The organism is Trichocoleus sp. DQ-A1, from assembly GCF_039961955.1.
In the GTDB taxonomy this organism is placed as follows: domain Bacteria; phylum Cyanobacteriota; class Cyanobacteriia; order Cyanobacteriales; family FACHB-T130; genus FACHB-T130.
Window position 1 is genome coordinate 173,133 of sequence record NZ_JAMPKE010000010.1, and the last position, 18,205, is coordinate 191,337.

Consider the following 18,205-nt stretch of genomic DNA (forward strand, 5'->3'; position numbering starts at 1 on the left):
CACGCCACGCTTTATAGCCGCACCAACCCGGTTTGCATCAAAGCTTGGGTGGTGATGCCTACACCCAAAAGGGCAATGACTAATGCACTCACCGCAGGCAAAATCCTCACAATCTTCATCTGAATCGGTAGCCGATCGAAGAAGCGCTTGCTGTAAACGAGTAGCAATCCCAACCCAGTTAGCACCCCTGCGAGTCCTAAACTAAATGTCAACACCAGCATCAGTCCAAAGCCGATCCGTCCCAGTGCGATCGCGCTTAGCAGCAAAACCAAGGCTGAAGGACACGGCACCAAACCGCCTGAAATACCTAGGGCAAGCAGGTTACGCCAGGTAACGGGCGATCCATCCGCGCCTGGGGGTAAGTGCGAGTGGTCGTGGTGGGAATGTTCGCCGTGGTGATGAGGTTCGTGAGGGTGATCGTGGTGATGAGGTTCGTGGTGATGAGAATCGTCGTGGTGATGATCGTGGTGATGAGGTTGGTGGTAATGAGAATCGTCGTGGGTGTGATGACTGTGGGAATGGCGCTGGGAAGCTGAAAAGCTAAGATGCTGATGTGCAGTCGCTGATTTGTCGCTTTGATGACTCCGCAGGCGGTTGATGAACAAATTGAGACCAATCGCCACCACCATCAAACCGGAGAGGACACTGAGCCAGGGATATAACTGATCGGGCAGGATGTACTGTGAGGCGAACAGCGCGATCGCTCCCAAGGCAAACACGCCGGTAGTATGGGCGATTGTCGTCGCTAACCCTAAAAATAGGGCGTGTTTGGGGGTAGCATGGGAACCCACCAAGTACGCTCCCACAATCGTCTTGCCGTGACCGGGAGAGAGGGCGTGCATTGCACCCCACGCAAATGAGCCAGCGATCGCAATCAGCAAGCTTCCCCCGTTAAGCCACGCCAACCCAGGCGGCATGAATGAAAATGTCTGGTTTGTGGGGCTGAAAATAAAGTTTTGCACCTGTCCGGAATGCAGAATCGTTGCAAGGCAAGTGGCGGTTGGCACTCCAGGCAGAAATAGATTGTAGTGGATCTGGAGTCCTTGAACCGGCTGAGACCAGTTGTAGGTCAGCTGTAAGCTGCTGTGGGTGCCCGTAGTAACTTTCAAGTTTGGCGGTAGGGCGCTGGTCTCGGATGCATTAATGGTTAGGGTAGCTTTCTGCTTCTGGTTATCGCTGAGGCGGATGCGATCGCTTAAGAATGTCTGCAACTGAGTTTGATGAGTGCGGACTTCATCGGGTGACAGCTGACTATCCTGGTTGTCATCTGCAAATGCCATCAACCCTGTGGGAAAGGTGAGTGTCATTTGAGTTTCAGTCTCGCCCACCATAATCTCAGCTACTGATAAATCAGCCCAGTGAGAGTAACTGGGGGTAGCAGCAGCGAACCAAAGTAATATCGCTCCCAAAAACGACAGCAGGCTCAGCGTGCCGTATCGACGCCACTTTGCGTTCATTGATTCACCTCGGTTGCAAAATTTGAGTTAAGTCTTTGCGATCGCTGTGTCTGTTCGTCAAAAGTCGGGTCGATTTCTTGAGCTTTTTGGAAATAAGCGATCGCTTGGGAATTATTCCCCAATGCCTGCTCGATTGTGCCTGCGCGAGCAAAAATTCCAGCATCACGAGTGCCTCGCCCTAGCGCTTCGGCAACGACCTGCTGAGCTTTCCGCCAGCGTTCCGAACGGCAAAGCGCCCAAGCTAGAGTATCCAGTGTCTCTGCATCGCGGCGAATAGCGACTTCTGCCTGCATTAGGGAAAGCGCTTCAGCTAAGTCCTCGGAACGCCCCCGTGCCAGTAACAGGCGTGCCAGTTCGCGCCGGTGCCCAAAGGAAGTAATATTTTGATGCTGGCGGATTAACGCTTCGGCTTTGTCCCATAACTCCTGAGCGCCTGACTGGTCGCCCTGCAAATGCTTCACCCGTGCCATGCCCTGCAAGGCAACGTGATCGAACACATTCTGGTAGGTTGGGGAAACAAAGACCTGGGAGTAATGACGCTCCGCGGCTCGATACTGTCCGAGTCGAGTCTCTAATTCTGCCAGATTGACTAATGCCAAGGGATATCGCGGCAGGATGCGTAAAACTTCCTGGTAAAGTTCCTTGGCAAGTTGATGGTTGCCCCGCTGGAAGTAAAACCGACCCAGCAATGTCCGCGTCCAAGCCGAACTGCCTGTCTCGCCCGGTTCTTCAGCTGCTAGAGCTTGCTGGAAATCTTGAATAGCTGCTGCATCTTGACCTTGTGCAACTTTTACCAAAGCCCTAAGTGTCAAGGAGCCTAACGTGGGAATTTTATCTACTAAAGCATTCGCGACGCGATTGGCTTCATCCACCTTGCCCATTGCCAAGTTTGATGTAACCAGCAGCGAGAGTGCATCTTCATTTCCAGACTCGGTTTGCAGTACCTGTTTTGCCAAGCGAATCGCTTCTGTGAAGTCATGTTTCGCTTCCGCAATCCGAGCCAGCACCAAAATAGCACCTTGATTATCAAAGGATAAATTAGCGAGCGATCGCTTTGCCGACTGCTCTGCCATGAGATACCAATTAGCATCCCCCGTCGCCCGCGCCATCTTCAAATAGGCTTTGGCTAAGGAGGTTCGATCCAGTCCGTCCCCTGGATTTCGCCGAATCCGTTCCTGATAGAAAGCAATTTCCCGTCCCAAAGCAGTGGTGATATTGTCTGAGGGTGACTGGGAAAAGGGATAACGATAGGGAGCGTCGAGTTCAGCACTGGGATTCCACAAACGCCAGCCTACCAAAACTCCGGCAATCGGTAGCGCCACTAAGAGCGGTATCCACCAACGTTTCCGGACAAAACGCCCACTCAACTCACCTTTCAAGATTTCAGATTTGTAATACTCAGCACGTTTCATGCTTCTGTCTCTAAGCTCAGTTAACCTCTCCCCCAACCCATCCCTTAGTAGGGGACGGGTTTTCAGTGATTCCCCCTCCCCCGTAAAAAAGATTGATTGGGCTTCCCTCTCCTCTTGGGAGAGGGTTAGGGAGAGGTGAGAAGGAGGTTAGATTTTCATCACTGATAATGTACGCAGTTCATCACTCCTGACCTAATTGGGGAGAGCCAAATAGGGGAATGCGGGTTGTAACGGCTTGTGTCCTTGTGCTGGATTACCCGGTGCGCCGTCGTAGGACACGTTATCACTCGTAACCTTCCCCTCGGTGACGACGCTTAAGGTGATGTCGATGACATCATCTTTTATCACGCGACCCCGAATCGGGCTACCTTTGGCATTCAGGGCGTTGGCGTATCCGCTGGGTCCCCTAGTGTCGATTCGCATCACGTCTGGCAAAAAGGCACCCAATAAGGCGTTCGCTCGTTGCTCGGTATTCCCAAAAGCTAGCAGCGTCTTTTTCGCTTCCCCGACGATTGGCCCTGCGATATTCGCAGCCGGTTGTTGACCCGCCAAAGCAGCAGCTTCAAAACCAGGACTGACGGTGTTTAGGGCGTTCAGGAAGTCGTTTGTGACGACTAGACCCTCGTTGATCGCCGGTCGAGCTAGTCGCTCAAACTGAGTAAATTTGCCGTTTGCTCCGGGCACTGAAATTGTTTCCCAGACATCAAAAGTGGTTGCGGAGGTCGAGCCTTGTAAGAATTTAATCGGTACTCGGACTGCGATCGCGTTGACGTTGTATCCTTTGGTAAAATCAATAGCTTGTTCGGGCGGACGGAACCCAGAAACTGCGGGACCGATGCCAAGAAAAGCAGCGCGAACCCGGAAATATTGCTCAACGTCGAAGAAGAATGGATCTTCCCGGAGTCCCGCAAATACGGCTAAGTTAGCGCCACCGCCGGATACCTGATTAACGATTGGCGGCGCACTGGGGTTGGGATTCAGCGGGGTGGTGCGGAGGTTCTTGGTTTGGAGAACAATTGCACCGTCCCGGATGGCGGTCATCGTCATGGTTTGTTGGCGATTTGCATCCGGTGGGCTAAAGGTGAATTGCAGAACCACATCTTCCTTACCCGTGGGAGTGGCATCATTATTATTCACCCGCGACACTTTGAACTCGTACTTCGCTCTGGTACTAAAGTAATACTGCTGACGCGCTAGCGATCGCGGGTTCGTATTCATAATCAAGACCAGATCGTTTTGAGACGCATTCGGGTTCTGATCTTTTTCCCGGAATACAAACAGGTCAGTTAAATTAAGGTTGCGTCCCTTGGCATCTACCTCACCATCATCATGGTCAGAAGCTTTGAGATAGAGAGGTGTCATCCCAGCGATCAAAGCTAATCCTAAAACAAGTACGCCCAAACCGATTGGGTTTCTTAAACCAAAGCGACGCGAAGGTTTTTTAGGGGAAGTTGCAATTTTGTTGAGAGGAGCCGCAGCTTCTTTCACAGGAACACAAGTTTTTTGCTTCATTTCAGTTTTTCCTAAAGATGTATCCATTCAGTCACTTATTGGTGCGGAATGGGAATGTTTATCTTCTTTTGAATCGCTAGGCTTAAAAGAAGTACGGCTCAGAGCTAGTTATGGATTCTTCCGAAAGTTAAAAATCAATCTTTAACTTGTTTTGGCAATTCTATTACCACTAGATTTTCGCTCTTTCCCTAACCTCTGCATTGAGGAAATCGCAATTATCAAAAATACAGTGATAAAACAAATCCCTGTTGGTTTATTGGCGTCCCACCAACAAAGGCACGATTGCACCTTTCCTCAATAACCAACCAGAAAATGCTGGAAACTCAGCTAGTGATTTTTTGTTTTCTTCTATTCTTTTTTAGATGAGAAACTGCGCCTAAAGTACCCAAAGCTAAAATGCCTAATGTTCCAGAGGGTTCGGGAATGCTTGCCGTGCTACTTTCAGCGCTAGTTGTAACTCCGGTTAGTGCGATCGCGTATCTTCCACTGGTAGCGCTCGTACCTGTAAAGCCGCTGAAGGAAAGGTTTCCGCCCGAACCCATCGGTTCTAGAGTTCCATCCGCTCCAGCCGAGAAAATTTTCCCAGATGCACTTACAGGATCGTAACCAGAGCTAGCAATGGCTAAATAGTAAATACCAGATTGAGCGGGAGAAAAACCACCTGATAATAGAACTGATTGTGAATTTAAGCCGGGGATATCGTCATTTCCATAAATGCCCTTACCAGCCGCATCAAACAAGAATAACTGCGGATCTTCAAGCAGCTCGGTCGGGGTACCTAAAACATTATCAACTGGGAGTCCTACCAGCGTATCCAGGCTAATTGTTGTCGCCGAGAATGTCTGTCCTCCGGTCAGAAAAATTTGGAATAAGTCAGCATCATTATCAGAAAGTGTCCCAGTAATAAACTCTAGTATTTGCGACCCTGATGGGATAATTTTTGCTGTATTTAGAGTCTTCCCAGCATCACTTTTCTCTGTGAATGTGGCAGCTTGGGCATGAGCTGATGATAACCCTGTAACCAGTACCGATATGGCGGTTATCTGCGCTAGTTTTTTCATTGGCGGCTTCTACCTCAGTGGAATCGGAAGGATTCCCTTTTTGATTTCTTGACTAAAAAAGATACGGCGATGGATTGGTTATGGATTGTTTTACAGCTCAATATATGTCTCAAGATAGAGAATGAAACTAGAAGCGCGAGTCAAAGAAAAGCAAAATCCAGCAGGCATTTCTTGTTCTTGGTTCTGAAAAACGCCTTGGATATTTCTGTTGAGCCTGTAACTTGACTCATCTGTAAATTTGCTTTAAAAATCTATCTCGTGATAGATACAAACAAATAATTGGGTAGCAAGATTAGTGAAAAATGGGGAACACATTTGCCTAACTCAAGAGAAAGCGATCGCAAGTGCAACACTCACATCACCCGCCGTTGCATAACACCGATGAGCGATCGCCCCTGCTATCAGAGAGTCGTGGGATGTCAGATGGATAATTGTTACAGTGGTTAAAATCTGGTGTAACTATCGTCGCGTACTCTCATTTTGTCCCGTAAAAAATCCCGCAATCAAATCCAAAGCAGCCAAAAGGCGCATCCCCTCAAGCGTCTGATTGACTATGGACGCAACTATCGTGCCCAAATTTGGCAGGCAAGTGTTTGTTCAATTCTCAATAAAATCTTTGACTTAGCCCCACCCGCCTTGATCGGTGCAGCGGTGGATGTGGTGGTGAAGCAACAAGACTCAGCGATCGCTCAATTTGGCGTCAAAGATGTTTTTTGGCAACTCCTGATCCTCAGCTTCCTCAGCTTCATCATCTGGGGACTGGAATCTATCTTTGAGTACGCCTATGCCCTGCTTTGGCGCAATCTAGCCCAGAATATTGAACACGACTTGCGCCTCGATGCCTACAGCCATATCCAAGAGCTGGAACTGGCTTATTTTGAAGAGCGCAGCACTGGCGGTTTGATGTCTATCCTGAATGACGATATCAATCAGCTGGAACGCTTTTTGGATCGAGGAGCGAATGAAATCCTCCAAGTAGCGACGACGGTTGTAATTATTGGCGGTGCCTTCTTTATTCTGGCTCCCAGTGTGGCTTGGATGGCGATGCTGCCGATGCCGTTTATTCTGTGGGGTTCGATTGTCTTTCAACATCGCCTTGCTCCCCGCTATGCCGAGATTCGAGAAAAAGTCAGTCTGCTCAACAGCCGCCTCTCGAATAATTTGAGCGGGATGACGACGATTAAAAGCTTTGTCACGGAAGACTATGAAGCGAACAGGATGGCAGTCGAAAGTGAAGCTTATCGACAAAGTAACCGGAGAGCGATCGCCCTCTCGTCAGCTTTTGTCCCCTTGATTCGCATCATTATTTTAATCGGGTTCACGGCAACGCTGTTAATCGGCGGGATGGACGCAGCTGCTGGCAGATTGTCTGTGGGTACTTACAGTGTATTGGTATTCCTAACCCAGCGGTTGCTCTGGCCTTTGACGAGATTGGGAGAAACGCTCGATCAATATCAACGGGCAATGGCTTCTACAAATCGGGTGATGAATCTGCTGGATACACCGATTGCGATTCATTCGGGACACATTTCCTTACCCGTCGCTTCAGTGCGGGGTGAAATGGAATTAAAAGATGTCACTTTTGCCTACAATGGGCGAAATCCAGTCATTCAAAATCTCTCTTTACACATTCCCGCAGGTAAAACAATCGCCATTGTCGGTTCTACTGGTTCGGGCAAGAGTACCTTAGTGAAACTGTTGCTGAGGTTGTACGAAATTCAGTCGGGAACGGTGACATTGGATGGGATTGAATTACGCGATTTGAAATTAAGAGATTTGCGTTCCTGTATTGGTTTAGTCAGTCAGGATGTCTTCTTATTTCACGGCACGGTGAAAGAAAATATCGCCTACGGCAGTCCTGATGCAACTGAAGCTGAGGTAATCGAAGCGGCTAAAATTGCCGAGGCTCAAGACTTTATCATGCAACTTCCCCAAGGCTACGACACGATTGTAGGCGAGCGGGGACAAAAGTTGTCAGGTGGGCAAAGACAGCGGATTGCGATCGCGCGTGCCGTTTTGAAAGATCCGCCGATTCTGATTCTGGATGAAGCCACCTCCGCCGTAGACAATGAGACAGAAGCAGCCATTCAGCGATCGCTAGAACGAATTACCGTCAATCGCACCACGATAGCGATCGCTCATCGCCTCTCCACCGTCCGCAATGCTGATTGTATCTATGTGATGGAACAAGGCTTCTTAGTAGAGCAAGGACGACACGAACAACTATTAGAAGACCAAGGAATTTATGCCAGCCTTTGGAAAGTGCAGACAGGCATCAAAAACGGCAAAAATTAGCAATTAGATTTAAAATAAATGGCACTAAATTAAGCTGTCTGCTGGGTTTCACTATCGTTCAACCCAACGCTCTACAGCGGTTGCTAAACATCCAAAACTCGGATGAGCCGCCGATGCTAATTAAACCTAGCACTGAGACTTTTTAGGTTTCTGCGCTGCTGCTCCGTTAACCCAATTCCTTTTCCAAAATTGCAATCTTCTACCACCGCACCTGACCATATTGTCTCATTAAGAGTTGCACCCCTCAAATCCGCATTTCTCAAATCTGCTCCAGTGAAATTGGCAAATAAAAGGTCGGCTTCTAATAAACTACTTCCCCTCAAATTTGCCCCCGATAAATCACCCCGGATAAAGTTAACGCCATCTAACTTCAAGTTAGATAAATCCGCTCCCCTAAGATTCGGGAATTTCACGCGACTTGTATCTCTAAAAAAATGCATTACGCAAGCTACATTTGCTTCTGTTAATGGCATTTTAGTTAAAAAATCAGCATAACGCGCTATCCCCAAGTCTTTGAGACTCTGCAAACGTTTTTGGGGATTTTGTGCCAGAAATTGAGTGCAAATAAAAAGAAGGTCTTGCGTTGGGGCGTTTAGCATGACTGTCCAGCATGGCTTCAGATAAAGGAATCTTAAAATTAAACATCTCTGACTTTAGGCAGACAGTTCCACTAACTTTAGGATGATTCCAGAAAAGAAATTTTCCTTCTCACGGTATAAGATGCAGCGGATTCCTCGTGCAAAAATTAGAAATATGAACACACTTGAACGTCTCGAAAATCTCAACCACATCCGCAGACTTAGCCGCCTGATGGATAATGCAATCCGAATCCCAGGCATCGGCTTTCGTATTGGTTTAGACCCAATTATTGGTCTGATTCCAGGTGCCGGAGATATCATCAGCACCGGGTTTTCGGCTTACATCATCTATTTAGCCGCCCGCTTCGGCTTACCGCGTGAAATCCTACAAAAGATGATATTTAATATTGCCTTAGAAGCCACAGTCGGCTCGGTGCCTTTGGTGGGAGACTTGTTCGATGCATACTACAAGTCAAATATCCGTAACTTGGCGCTTTTAGAGCAACATCTTCAGGTGGCTGAACCCGAACTGAATGAAGTGACCCCTCTTCAGACTGTAACGAGCATCAATTGATAGTAACGCCGCCGGAAGGAAGCACTTCCTTCCGGCTAAAAAGCCATTTAGGCTATCGTTCAATCTTCACAGAAAGAATCTTATCTCCCTGACGAATAGCATTGACTACATTCATGTCTTCAGTTTTACCAAAAACTGTGTGTTGTCCGTCTAAATGGGGTTGAGGAGCGTGACAGATAAAGAATTGACTCCCACCCGTATTGCGCCCTGCATGAGCCATTGATAGACTTCCTGCCTGATGCTTATTGGGGTTAATTTCACAGTTGATTTTGTAACCTGGACCACCTGTTCCCGTTCCCTGCGGACAGCCGCCCTGAATCATAAAGTTAGGGATGACTCGGTGGAAATTAAGACCGTCGTAAAACCCTTTTTCAGATAAGTCAACAAAATTTTTCACCGTGTTCGGTGCATCTTTGTCAAACAGCTCCAAATTGATTGTGCCTTTGTCGGTTTCCATAATCGCGCGAGTCATAGTTTCTCCTTTTCTAATCCCTTCGGATGATTGATTGATGTGGCTAGGAATATGCCACAAACAAACTATAGTAGAACAAAAACACTCTATCTTTACTTTATCTAATTTTAAAACTGTAATCCTTTGACGCTGCTACAGATTTACTGTTCTGACGCATCTAGCTCGAAGCATATAGCACAAGTGGTACGCTCTATGCGAGCGTCACCTAGCCATCAAACGCTTTTGTATAATAAGTTTATTTATCACCTGCTTAGGTAGCTTAGGGTCATGGTAGGCACTGGAACCAAGCTCACACTACAAGACTTTCTGGCTTTGCCAGAAGGGGATGTAATCTATGAATTTATAGATGGTCAGGTAGTGCCTAAAGTGTCTCCAAAATACTTTCATTCAACTGTACAGTTTGCTTTGATGGTTCTGATTCGTGCCTGGTGCAAAGGGCGTGGACGAGTTGTTCAAGAGTGGGCGGTGCTGTTGAAACGGAATGGTCAGGATTGGGCACCTGTACCTGATGTAACGTACATCTCTTATGAACGGCTACCCGCTAGTTGGAAGCGTAACGAAGCCTGTCCTGTGGCTCCTGAACTGGCAATTGAGATAATGTCTCCAGACCAAACTATAAAAGAATTTGAAGACAAGGCTAAGGACTACTTTGATACTGGGGTGTTACGAGTTTGGATTGTAGATCCTGAAGCCATAAGTATTAGAGTCTTTTCTCCAGATAAAACAAGTCAACTCTACACTGATAGCACACCAATTATAGATTCATTATTTCCTGGATTGGAAATCACACCAAAACAAGTTTTTGAAGAAGCAGAAGTACTTTAATTTTAAGTAGCGATCGCTAAACTAAGAAATATTGCTTATTTCGGGCTTTGCCACCAGTTTTTTAAATAGCGCTGAAGCTGCCTCAATACTTTGGTTATCCTCTAAAAATCTGAAAGCAGAAGCAGCTAAATAAGACGGATTTTGCTCAAAAGCAATCCAACGCCGTCGCAAAGCCTCAGCCGCCGCGCCAGTCGTATTCGATCCAGCAAAAATATCGAGGACTGTATCTCCTGGATCGGTGAGGAAGTTAATAAAAAACCTCGGCAGTTTTTGCGGAAACCGCGCCGGATGTGCAGCAATTCCAACGGCTTTGCAAAGTTGAATGTATCGAGAATTGCTTTCACTATTAGGAATTTGCAACAAGTTGGAGGGAATGGCACCGCCGTTATTAGTAGCAAAACCCGATCCAATATCGTGACCTGAAGGACGTGCTTTGGGTTTATAGTATTTTTCAGGATTCTCGTGTAGCTTTTTCATTCGTTCCGAATAAGGAACAAGTACGTTACTCACATTCGCTTTAGGATAGTCAGTTTTTGACAACCACCAGACAGTATTGACAGAATCCTTCGCGCGGATCTTACGTTTATTCACCCATTCAATCGGCGAAGGTAACTTAGAAGGGTTGTGCCAAAAAAACTCCTCAGCTAAGCGAAAATCTAGCTGATCGCAGAGTTTAATTAAAAGCCGGTAATTGTAGAGCGATCGCACGGGACGTTTACTTTGATAAGCACCACCCAGATCGATGACAAAACTTCCCTGCGGTGATAATACGCGATGCACTTTTCGACAGAAGGCAAATAGCCAATCGATATAGGCTTCTTGCTCAACATTTCCATAACTCTTTTCGCGTAGCAAAGCAAATGGAGGAGAGGTCATTACTAGAGCGATTGAGTCAGATTCAAGACAGTCTAGCAATTCAAGCGAATCACCAATATAGGCAGCGCCGTAATTTGTAGCGTACAAAGGTTTCTTTAGATTCATCGCTGCCATTTTTCACGAATACTTTCAAAACAAATTGTATAATTAAATCAATTATCAGCAAATACAAGCTCTTTATAGCTTGTATTACGTTATAAATAACATAGGCGTAAAGTAAGAGGTCACAATATGAACAGAGATAATCCAAAAAAGGGAAATAATCAGGAGAAAAATATTGCCTCTCCTTCATCTAGCGAACCAAAACAGGTTCCTCACACGATTGATATAGATGGGAAGCGTCCAATCGCGCCAGATAATATTCAGATTGAAGACACTCTTGACGTAGATGGACACCGACCGATTACCTCTAGTAATCTTCAGTTTGAGGACACTCTTGACGTAGATGGACACCGACCGATTGATCCAAGCAATATTCAGGTTCGTGAAACCGTGGACATTGATGGAAAGCGCCCAATTACTTCAAATGATTTTCAAGTTCAGGGCACTGTTGACGTAGATGGGCACCGTCCAATTGGCTCTAGCAATCTTCACATTGATGAGACAATGCATATAGCTGGAAATCGCCCAGTTGCTTCAAATAATCCGGACGATCTTGATATTACAAACGATTACATGGATTAGCCTTTATAGGCTTCTTTTTACCCTTTTCATCTACCGTGCTGCATTAAAAGCCATCTGCCAGAAATCCTGCTCTAATTCAGCCACCTTTAAAAAGGCTTCTTCGGCTTGATGCTGAACGGTTTCCGATGCAGTTTGCAGCACTTCATCTGCTTGCTGTTCCAAGAGTTTTACATATTCCGTAAAACCTGGATTTCCCCAGCGGTCGGCAAACTCGGCATAGGGATCTGGCATGACTCCTGGTAATTGCCAACCTTGATTGTAAGCAAGCTCAATTGCCCATAGTGCAGTCGCTTGAACTGGGTGTGGCATTGTCGAAAGACTGTGCATATAGTCACAGTATTCTGTGCAAGTTGATTGTTTTTGGGTATTGAGATTCAATTGTCGTTCAGAGGCTTTTGCTTTGAACCAGTTGAGTTCATCTTTCAGTGCGACTAATCCACCCAGAATAACATCAAAATGATCGGGTGGTGCAACTGCCAAAATTTGTGCCACCATCCGCGTGAACTCTACTACAAAAAGATAATCTTGTACCAGCCAGGTGTTAAATTGCTGCGGCTGAATAGTTCCTGATTTGCACTGCATTAGGAAAGGATGCACCGTTGCTTGGTGCCAAACTTGAGTATGTTTTTGAAGAAGTTGTTGACAGCTTAAGGTCATCTCTATTTTAGATTGTGGATTCGCAGTTTATTGAGATATTGAGTATTAATACTTAATTTTAGTGGGTTTTAGCGATCGCCTTCTTGTTTAATTTCTTAACTTTAGACCGAGCTAATTTTCAGACTTTAGAGAGAGTTATTCTCCACGGTTTTTTATCCACATTGAGTATAGAGCGTTAACGATACAACGTTACAAAAGTATAAGCAAAAGTGTACTTAGAACGCAACCTCTCATAGAGGCAGTCTTTTGACTTTGAAGGCGTAAATACCATGTTTCAAAGTGTAAAAATGATGCTGGATTTGTCCAGCACACAATTTTGTTTTGCTAAAGTTCCAGTGGCTCCGAGTGGGATTCAAGCCGTGAATCCCCCCATAAAAGAGGCAACACTTGTTTTTTCAAGTCCACAGTTTTTTGTTGCCTTGATTGCCGGAGTATTAATGGCCTTTGCTTTCCAATTTTTGTTAACCAATTTTTCGATTGCTGCTGGAATTTCATCCGCAGAGAATCCCTTAGATTCGGATGATGATGATACAGAAACTTGGGGCGAAAAAGTTCGTAGCATTGAATCTAAGGTAGGAATTTGGACATTATTGACCGTCAATATTGCCATATTCATTGCTTGTTTTCTGGCGGTGAAGCTGACTCTGATTAGCAGCGTCATTTTAGGTGCAATCACTGGCGTCGTGATTTGGTCAGCTTATTTTTTGCTGCTCCTTTGGGTGAGTTCTACGGCGGTGGGTTCCTTAGTTGGTTCGGTCGTGAACACTGCGGGTTCAGGGATGCAAGGGGTGATGGCTACAGCCAGCACTGCGCTTGGTGGGAGTGCGATAAATAGGCAGATTGTTTCTACTGCTGAAGCATCCGCCGCCGCCGTTCGCCGGGAATTGAGTTCGTCTCTCGATCCGGATAGCTTGCGAGAAACAATTAAGGATTACTTTACAGATTTGCAACTGCCAAAGCTAGACATCAATAAGGTTCGCAGCGACTTAGAAAAGTTACTTAGCGATGTTGATGTGAAATCTATTGCGGGGAATGACGTTTTACGCAATGTCAATCGCCAGACTTTTGTGGATCTAGTGAGTAGCCGTAGTGATTTCTCTAAGCAGGATGTTAATCGGATTGCGGAGCAATTGGAAGTTGTTTGGCAGAAGATATTAGGTCAACAACAGGGAACAGAAAAACCAACGGAAACAGATCCGCAGGTTGAATTACTCAACTTTCTGAAACAAGCCGCTCCAGAGGAGTTGAAATCTAATGAGCTTTCTGCCAAGCTTTCTCAACTTGTTGGAGTTGGACAAGGCAAATCGGAGCGCAGTCATGGCAATGGCTTGATGGAACACTCCATGCAGTTGGGTGTAACTGCGTTACTGGGAGAAGTCATGAAGCGGACGGATCTCTCCGATTTAGATGTGGAAAAAATTTCCAGCCAGTTGCAACATTTGAAAGAGCAAGCAACTGAACAAGCTAAAACGGTTGGGACAAAAGTTGCCGATAAGGTGCCTGCGCCATCTTTTAGCACGATTAAAGCGGATGTAGAAAACTACCTGCTAAATTCCAAACCTTGGCACCTGAACCGAGAAACGATTAAGCAGGAATTTAGAGAAGTTATTTACGATCCGGATGCAGCTCCTGGAAAAGTTCGGCAGCAGATAGAGCAATTGAATCGAGACTATTTTGTGAGGGTGCTGGAATCGCGGGGTGCTTTCACCTCCGAACAAATTGCGGATATTGCCGAGCAGATGGATAGTATTCGGCAAGAAGTTTTTGAAACTGTCCAGGGTGCGGAATCTCAAGAACAGTCGCAAGACCTTCGCGATCGCGTCGAACATTATCTGCACTCGACGGGGAAGGAAGAACTAAACCCAGAAGGCATTGAGCGCGATTTCAAAGCACTTCTAGAAGATCCGGATGCTGGAATTGATGCTTTAAGCGATCGCCTCTCGCAATTTGACCGCGATACTTTAGTGCAACTCCTCTCTCAACGGGAAGACTTTAGTCAAGAGGAAACCGATCAACTCATCGGTCAGTTGGAAAGTACGCGCGATCGCGTCTTGTCTCAAGCTCAAGAATTGCAAGACCGCGCCAAATCTGAAGCGGAAGGACTGTGGCAAAGGGTAAAATCCTATCTGCGCGATACTCACAAAGAAGAATTGAATCCTGAAGATATCAAGCGAGAGTTGCAAACGCTTCTCAATTACCCTCAGGCAGGACTTGCCGCACTCCGGACGCGACTTTCTCACTTTGACCGCGATACGCTGGTGCAATTGCTCAAGGGACGCGGCGATTTGAGCGAAGAACAGATCGATGGAACAATCCATCAGATCGAATCAGTGCGAGAGACTATTCTGCACGCACCGCAACAATTAGCTGGTCAAGCAAAGGATCGCTACGACCAAGTGACGAACCAGATTGCTGAGTATCTGCGAAACACCAACCTGGAAGAACTCGATCCGCAAGGCATCCAGCAGGATTTGGCAAAACTCCTGAATGACCCGAAAGAGGGAAGTTTGGCCCTGAGAGAACGGCTGTCTCACGTCGATCGGGAAACCTTGGTGAAGCTGCTGAGTCAACGAGAAGACTTAAGCGAAGAGCAAGTCAATCGGGCAATCGATCGGGTGCAAGAGGCGATTCACAGCATTGTCAAAGCCCCGCGCCGCTTGGCAACCCGTGCCAGAGACACGGTTCGGAATTTCCAAACCGATTTGGAAGATTACCTGCGGAACACCAACAAAGAAGAACTCAACCCGGAAGGCATCAAACGCGAGTTGCAATTAATGCTCAACGATCCACAAGCCGGGTGGAAGAATATTCGCGATCGCTTCTCTCATTTCGACCGTTCTACCTTTGTTGCACTCCTATCGCAACGGGAGGATATTTCCGAGGAAGAAGCCAACCGGATTGTCGATCAAATCGAATCGGTGCGCCATCAATTTGTCGAACAAGCGCAGAATGCCCAGCATAAAGTGCAATCGGTGCTTGACGGAGTTTTTGGCAAAATTCGCAATTACTTCAACTCCCTGGAGCGTCCAGAACTCAATTACGAGGGTATTAAGCGCGACTTCCGGAAACTCTTTGACGATCCGCAAGCTGGATTTGACGCGATGCGCGATCGCCTCTCGCAATTCGATCGGGACACGTTGGTGGCGCTGTTGAGTTCCCGTGAGGATATTTCCCAAGCGGATGCCAACCGACTCATCGACCAGATTGAAGGGGTGCGCGAGAGTACGATACACCGCGCTGAACGCTTCCAGCAGGAAACGAAACGACGCATCAAAGACCTCAAGCACAAAGCGAAGCAGCAAGCTGAGGAAACCCGAAAATCCGCTGCAACCGCTGCTTGGTGGCTCTTTGGAACCGCGCTAACTTCCGTAGCAACCGCAGCGATCGCTGGAGTCGTCGCTGTATCCGGTTTCGCTTTCTTTAGCTAAAGCTTTAACGATTTCCAAGCAAATTAAGCCTCCTTTTCAGGAGGCTTTTTCTTATATTTTGCATCCGGCTCAATACTTTCTCTGGAAAAGCTTGAGATTTCCCAAGTCATCGCCGCCGGTTTGTTCGATTGATCAAACCGAGAGCGGCTGCCAAAAGAGCTGAACCAATAATGGACCAAATAATTGGGAAGGATTTCCCTCCAATATTGAGGGCAAATATCACCGGAAGATTAAACTCTTTGGCTACCCACAATCCAATGTACGCACCGATAATCCCGACAATTATCGAGAGTAGACAGCCCCCTGCCGAGTAACCCACTAACGCTTGCCCAGTGCCGCCGCAGAATGCAGCAATGACCAACAATACCAGAAACTCGATCGGCGTCATTGTTCCTCCAGTACCGGAGTGATGAAACTGCTAATAGGTTCGCACAACTCGGTGCTTTTTCAGGAAAGTTGTGGATTCAGAGCCATGAATGCGATCGCTCTCTAAAGTCTCACTCATAGCTTGCTCCGACTCCAGCCAACCGGCAACTCTCAGATTTAAACTCAAGGGGAGCTCTTTTGTACCATAGATTTATTCGCCCATCCACTTGGATAACTTAGTAGTCATGGTAGGCACTGGAACCAAACTCACATTACAGGAATTTCTAGCTTTACCTGAAGGAGATGTAACCTATGAGTTTGTAGATGGTCAGGCAGTACCTAAAGTGTCTCCAAAAGAATTTCACTCGATGTTGACCTTTGCTCTGACTACCTTACTCACTCGATGGTCTAAGCAACAAGGTCGAGTTCGTTTGGAATGGGCAATTACTTTGAAGCGGAATGGTCAGGACTGGGCACCTGTTCCTGATGTAACTTACATCTCCTACGAACGTTTACCCGCCAGTTGGAAGCGTAACGAAGCCTGTCCTGTGCCTCCCGAACTGGTGATTGAGATTATCTCTCCAGACCAAACCCTGAAAGAATTTGAAAATAAAGCGAAGGACTACTTTGACGCTGGTATTTTAAGAGTCTGGGTTGTAGATCCTGAAGCGATGAATATCCGGGTATTTTTCCCAGATGGATCGAGTCAAGTCTACACAGATACGATGCCCATCGTGGATACCCTGCTTCTAGGTTTGGAACTAACACCCAGACAGATTTTTGAACAAGCAGAACTGATTTAATGGTTCCACTGTTACAGATGCGATCGCTCTCATGATGAATCACTACTTTGCCACAGTTGCCCGTGGTCTAGAACCTATTGCTGCTGCTGAACTGGAACGTTTAGGGGCAAAGGAAGTCCGTCCTGATTTCACTGGAGTGCATTTTGTTGGCGATAAAGCATTGCTATACCGGGTGAATCTCTGGGCAAGGACAATTTTTCGAGTCCTAGTCCCCATCCATGAATTTGCCTGCTATGACGCCCAGATGCTCTACCGGGAGGTGCAAAAAATCACGTGGCTTGACTATCTACATCCCAACAACACCCTAGCTGTGGACTGTACAGGAGGCAATCAAAAACTTAACCACACCCACTTCACGGCTTTACAAGTTAAAAACGCCATCGTAGACCAACAGCGTGACAAATCAGGTCACAGGTCTAGCGTTGATACCGAAAATCCAGATGTGCGGATTAATGTCCACATCCATCAAGACCGTTGTATTTTAAGTTTAGACAGTTCGGGTACCAGTCTCCACCGCCGGGGATATCGACCCGCAATGGGGCTGGCTCCGCTTAAGGAGACTCTAGCGGCTGCTATCCTCGACATGGCAGAGTGGGATGCGAATCTTCCCTTTTTAGACCCGCTCTGTGGCTCTGGAACTCTCCCCTTAGAAGCGGCTTTAAAAGCTTTGAATATTGCCCCCGGATTATTTCGGGAAAAGTTTGGCTTTTTCAGCTGGCTGGACTTTGACGAACAGCTGTGGGACGAGATATGGGCGGAAGCCGAAAACAGCGAAATCTCAGACTTAAAAGCACCAATTTGGGGGAGCGACAAAGACCCTGATATCCTAAGCCAAGCTCACACGAATGCCCAACGGTGCGGCATTGCAGATAAGCTAACGTTTACGCAAACCGAATTATCCCAATTGGAAGCACCCGCAGACAGCGGCGTTCTCATCTGTAATCCCCCCTACGGAGAACGTCTGGGAGATGAGAGAGAATTGGGCGAACTCTACAAAATGCTCGGTGATGTTTTCAAACAACGCTTCAAAGGTTGGACTGCCTTTGTTTTGACCGGAAACAAAGAGTTATCGAAAAGAGTGGGACTCAAAACATCTCGTCGCATTCCTGTTTATAACGGTTCTTTAGCGTGTACTTTGCTCAAGTACGAATTGTATTAGAAATTAAAGCCAGTGGAAGAATCGAAAGCATTCATCTTTCTCCCCG

At 46.8% G+C, this 18,205-nt stretch carries 18 protein-coding genes; 8 read left to right on the top strand and 10 right to left on the bottom strand.

All coding sequences use genetic code 11. From position 1 onward, the window contains the following. Window positions 1-11: 11 nt before the first annotated feature. From NDI33_RS12735 to NDI33_RS12750, 4 genes are all read right to left on the bottom strand, one after another. Window positions 12-1,457 (bottom strand): sulfite exporter TauE/SafE family protein, encoded by a 1,446-nt coding sequence (locus tag NDI33_RS12735; RefSeq protein ID WP_190675046.1) that lies wholly within the window; start codon window positions 1,455-1,457, stop codon window positions 12-14. After that, window positions 1,454-2,869: a tetratricopeptide repeat protein gene (locus NDI33_RS12740; RefSeq protein WP_190675048.1), complete on the bottom strand. Its 1,416-nt coding sequence runs from the start codon at window positions 2,867-2,869 to the stop codon at window positions 1,454-1,456. The genes NDI33_RS12735 and NDI33_RS12740 overlap by 4 nt, the downstream gene beginning before the upstream one ends. 192 nt (window positions 2,870-3,061) lie before the next feature. Beyond that, complete coding sequence (locus NDI33_RS12745; protein ID WP_190675050.1) at window positions 3,062-4,381, bottom strand: DUF4331 domain-containing protein; 1,320 nt, start codon at window positions 4,379-4,381, stop codon at window positions 3,062-3,064. A gap of 323 nt (window positions 4,382-4,704) precedes the next feature. Next, window positions 4,705-5,442, bottom strand: coding sequence for a DVUA0089 family protein (locus NDI33_RS12750; RefSeq protein WP_190675054.1), 738 nt, complete (start codon window positions 5,440-5,442; stop codon window positions 4,705-4,707). Window positions 5,443-5,757: 315 nt separating this feature from the next. Between NDI33_RS12750 and NDI33_RS12755 the strand changes: the two genes are divergently transcribed. Both NDI33_RS12755 and NDI33_RS12760 read left to right on the top strand, forming a co-directional pair. Next, window positions 5,758-5,889: a hypothetical protein gene (locus NDI33_RS12755; protein WP_277878822.1), complete on the top strand. Its 132-nt coding sequence runs from the start codon at window positions 5,758-5,760 to the stop codon at window positions 5,887-5,889. A 33-nt stretch (window positions 5,890-5,922) separates the two neighbouring features. Further along, complete coding sequence (locus tag NDI33_RS12760; RefSeq protein WP_199302385.1) at window positions 5,923-7,737, top strand: ABC transporter ATP-binding protein; 1,815 nt, start codon at window positions 5,923-5,925, stop codon at window positions 7,735-7,737. 116 nt (window positions 7,738-7,853) lie between these two features. Here the strand turns inward: NDI33_RS12760 and NDI33_RS12765 are convergent, their stop codons facing one another. After that, a complete protein-coding gene (locus NDI33_RS12765; RefSeq protein ID WP_190675058.1) occupies window positions 7,854-8,336 on the bottom strand; it encodes a pentapeptide repeat-containing protein in 483 nt (160 codons plus the stop codon). A gap of 154 nt (window positions 8,337-8,490) precedes the next feature. Here NDI33_RS12765 and NDI33_RS12770 point away from each other — a divergent pair, with 154 nt between their 5' ends. Beyond that, window positions 8,491-8,889, top strand: coding sequence for a DUF4112 domain-containing protein (locus NDI33_RS12770; protein WP_190411506.1), 399 nt, complete (start codon window positions 8,491-8,493; stop codon window positions 8,887-8,889). A gap of 52 nt (window positions 8,890-8,941) precedes the next feature. Here the strand turns inward: NDI33_RS12770 and NDI33_RS12775 are convergent, their stop codons facing one another. Next, complete coding sequence (locus NDI33_RS12775; RefSeq protein ID WP_190411505.1) at window positions 8,942-9,361, bottom strand: peptidylprolyl isomerase; 420 nt, start codon at window positions 9,359-9,361, stop codon at window positions 8,942-8,944. Window positions 9,362-9,628: 267 nt separating this feature from the next. Between NDI33_RS12775 and NDI33_RS12780 the strand changes: the two genes are divergently transcribed. Continuing rightward, window positions 9,629-10,186 carry a Uma2 family endonuclease gene (locus NDI33_RS12780; protein ID WP_190429360.1) on the top strand — a complete coding sequence of 186 codons (558 nt, stop codon included), beginning with the start codon at window positions 9,629-9,631 and terminating at the stop codon, window positions 10,184-10,186. Between the two features lie 21 nt (window positions 10,187-10,207). Here the strand turns inward: NDI33_RS12780 and NDI33_RS12785 are convergent, their stop codons facing one another. Beyond that, window positions 10,208-11,167: a site-specific DNA-methyltransferase gene (locus NDI33_RS12785; RefSeq protein ID WP_190675061.1), complete on the bottom strand. Its 960-nt coding sequence runs from the start codon at window positions 11,165-11,167 to the stop codon at window positions 10,208-10,210. 126 nt (window positions 11,168-11,293) lie between these two features. Between NDI33_RS12785 and NDI33_RS12790 the strand changes: the two genes are divergently transcribed. Continuing rightward, window positions 11,294-11,746, top strand: a complete 453-nt coding sequence (locus NDI33_RS12790) for a hypothetical protein (RefSeq protein WP_190675064.1) — start codon at window positions 11,294-11,296, stop codon at window positions 11,744-11,746. 30 nt (window positions 11,747-11,776) lie between these two features. Here the strand turns inward: NDI33_RS12790 and NDI33_RS12795 are convergent, their stop codons facing one another. Beyond that, complete coding sequence (locus tag NDI33_RS12795; RefSeq protein WP_190411501.1) at window positions 11,777-12,403, bottom strand: TenA family transcriptional regulator; 627 nt, start codon at window positions 12,401-12,403, stop codon at window positions 11,777-11,779. A 269-nt stretch (window positions 12,404-12,672) separates the two neighbouring features. On the opposite strand from NDI33_RS12795, the gene NDI33_RS12800 reads away from it, so the two are divergent. Further along, on the top strand, window positions 12,673-15,831 hold the full coding sequence (locus tag NDI33_RS12800) for an MFS transporter (protein WP_190675067.1): 3,159 nt from the start codon (window positions 12,673-12,675) through the stop codon (window positions 15,829-15,831). A gap of 106 nt (window positions 15,832-15,937) precedes the next feature. On the opposite strand, the gene NDI33_RS12805 is transcribed toward NDI33_RS12800, so the two are convergent. Together NDI33_RS12805 and NDI33_RS12810 are read right to left on the bottom strand one after the other, a co-directional pair. After that, the gene (locus NDI33_RS12805) at window positions 15,938-16,219 is read right to left on the bottom strand and encodes a hypothetical protein (protein ID WP_190429356.1); all 282 of its coding nucleotides are present in this window, start codon (window positions 16,217-16,219) and stop codon (window positions 15,938-15,940) included. 30 nt (window positions 16,220-16,249) lie between these two features. After that, entirely contained in the window at window positions 16,250-16,384 is a 135-nt protein-coding gene (locus tag NDI33_RS12810) for a hypothetical protein (protein ID WP_277878823.1), read from the bottom strand. Window positions 16,385-16,442: 58 nt separating this feature from the next. On the opposite strand from NDI33_RS12810, the gene NDI33_RS12815 reads away from it, so the two are divergent. Together NDI33_RS12815 and NDI33_RS12820 are read left to right on the top strand one after the other, a co-directional pair. Beyond that, the gene (locus NDI33_RS12815) at window positions 16,443-17,000 is read left to right on the top strand and encodes a Uma2 family endonuclease (protein WP_190675069.1); all 558 of its coding nucleotides are present in this window, start codon (window positions 16,443-16,445) and stop codon (window positions 16,998-17,000) included. Window positions 17,001-17,034: 34 nt separating this feature from the next. Continuing rightward, entirely contained in the window at window positions 17,035-18,159 is a 1,125-nt protein-coding gene (locus NDI33_RS12820) for a THUMP domain-containing protein (RefSeq protein ID WP_190675115.1), read from the top strand. The last annotated feature ends 46 nt before the right edge of the window (window positions 18,160-18,205 follow it).

What these genes read in the sequence shown, in the direction of transcription:
- NDI33_RS12795 (WP_190411501.1), bottom strand. Translation starts at nt 12,403, where the DNA reads ATGACCTTAAGCTGTCAACAACTTCTTCAAAAACATACTCAAGTTTGG.
- NDI33_RS12820 (WP_190675115.1), top strand. Translation starts at nt 17,035, where the DNA reads ATGAATCACTACTTTGCCACAGTTGCCCGTGGTCTAGAACCTATTGCT.
- NDI33_RS12805 (WP_190429356.1), bottom strand. Translation starts at nt 16,219, where the DNA reads ATGACGCCGATCGAGTTTCTGGTATTGTTGGTCATTGCTGCATTCTGC.
- NDI33_RS12815 (WP_190675069.1), top strand. Translation starts at nt 16,443, where the DNA reads ATGGTAGGCACTGGAACCAAACTCACATTACAGGAATTTCTAGCTTTA.
- NDI33_RS12780 (WP_190429360.1), top strand. Translation starts at nt 9,629, where the DNA reads ATGGTAGGCACTGGAACCAAGCTCACACTACAAGACTTTCTGGCTTTG.
- NDI33_RS12745 (WP_190675050.1), bottom strand. Translation starts at nt 4,381, where the DNA reads ATGAAGCAAAAAACTTGTGTTCCTGTGAAAGAAGCTGCGGCTCCTCTC.
- NDI33_RS12800 (WP_190675067.1), top strand. Translation starts at nt 12,673, where the DNA reads ATGTTTCAAAGTGTAAAAATGATGCTGGATTTGTCCAGCACACAATTT.
- NDI33_RS12785 (WP_190675061.1), bottom strand. Translation starts at nt 11,167, where the DNA reads ATGAATCTAAAGAAACCTTTGTACGCTACAAATTACGGCGCTGCCTAT.
- NDI33_RS12770 (WP_190411506.1), top strand. Translation starts at nt 8,491, where the DNA reads ATGAACACACTTGAACGTCTCGAAAATCTCAACCACATCCGCAGACTT.
- NDI33_RS12735 (WP_190675046.1), bottom strand. Translation starts at nt 1,457, where the DNA reads ATGAACGCAAAGTGGCGTCGATACGGCACGCTGAGCCTGCTGTCGTTT.
- NDI33_RS12740 (WP_190675048.1), bottom strand. Translation starts at nt 2,869, where the DNA reads ATGAAACGTGCTGAGTATTACAAATCTGAAATCTTGAAAGGTGAGTTG.
- NDI33_RS12765 (WP_190675058.1), bottom strand. Translation starts at nt 8,336, where the DNA reads ATGCTAAACGCCCCAACGCAAGACCTTCTTTTTATTTGCACTCAATTT.
- NDI33_RS12775 (WP_190411505.1), bottom strand. Translation starts at nt 9,361, where the DNA reads ATGACTCGCGCGATTATGGAAACCGACAAAGGCACAATCAATTTGGAG.
- NDI33_RS12750 (WP_190675054.1), bottom strand. Translation starts at nt 5,442, where the DNA reads ATGAAAAAACTAGCGCAGATAACCGCCATATCGGTACTGGTTACAGGG.
- NDI33_RS12790 (WP_190675064.1), top strand. Translation starts at nt 11,294, where the DNA reads ATGAACAGAGATAATCCAAAAAAGGGAAATAATCAGGAGAAAAATATT.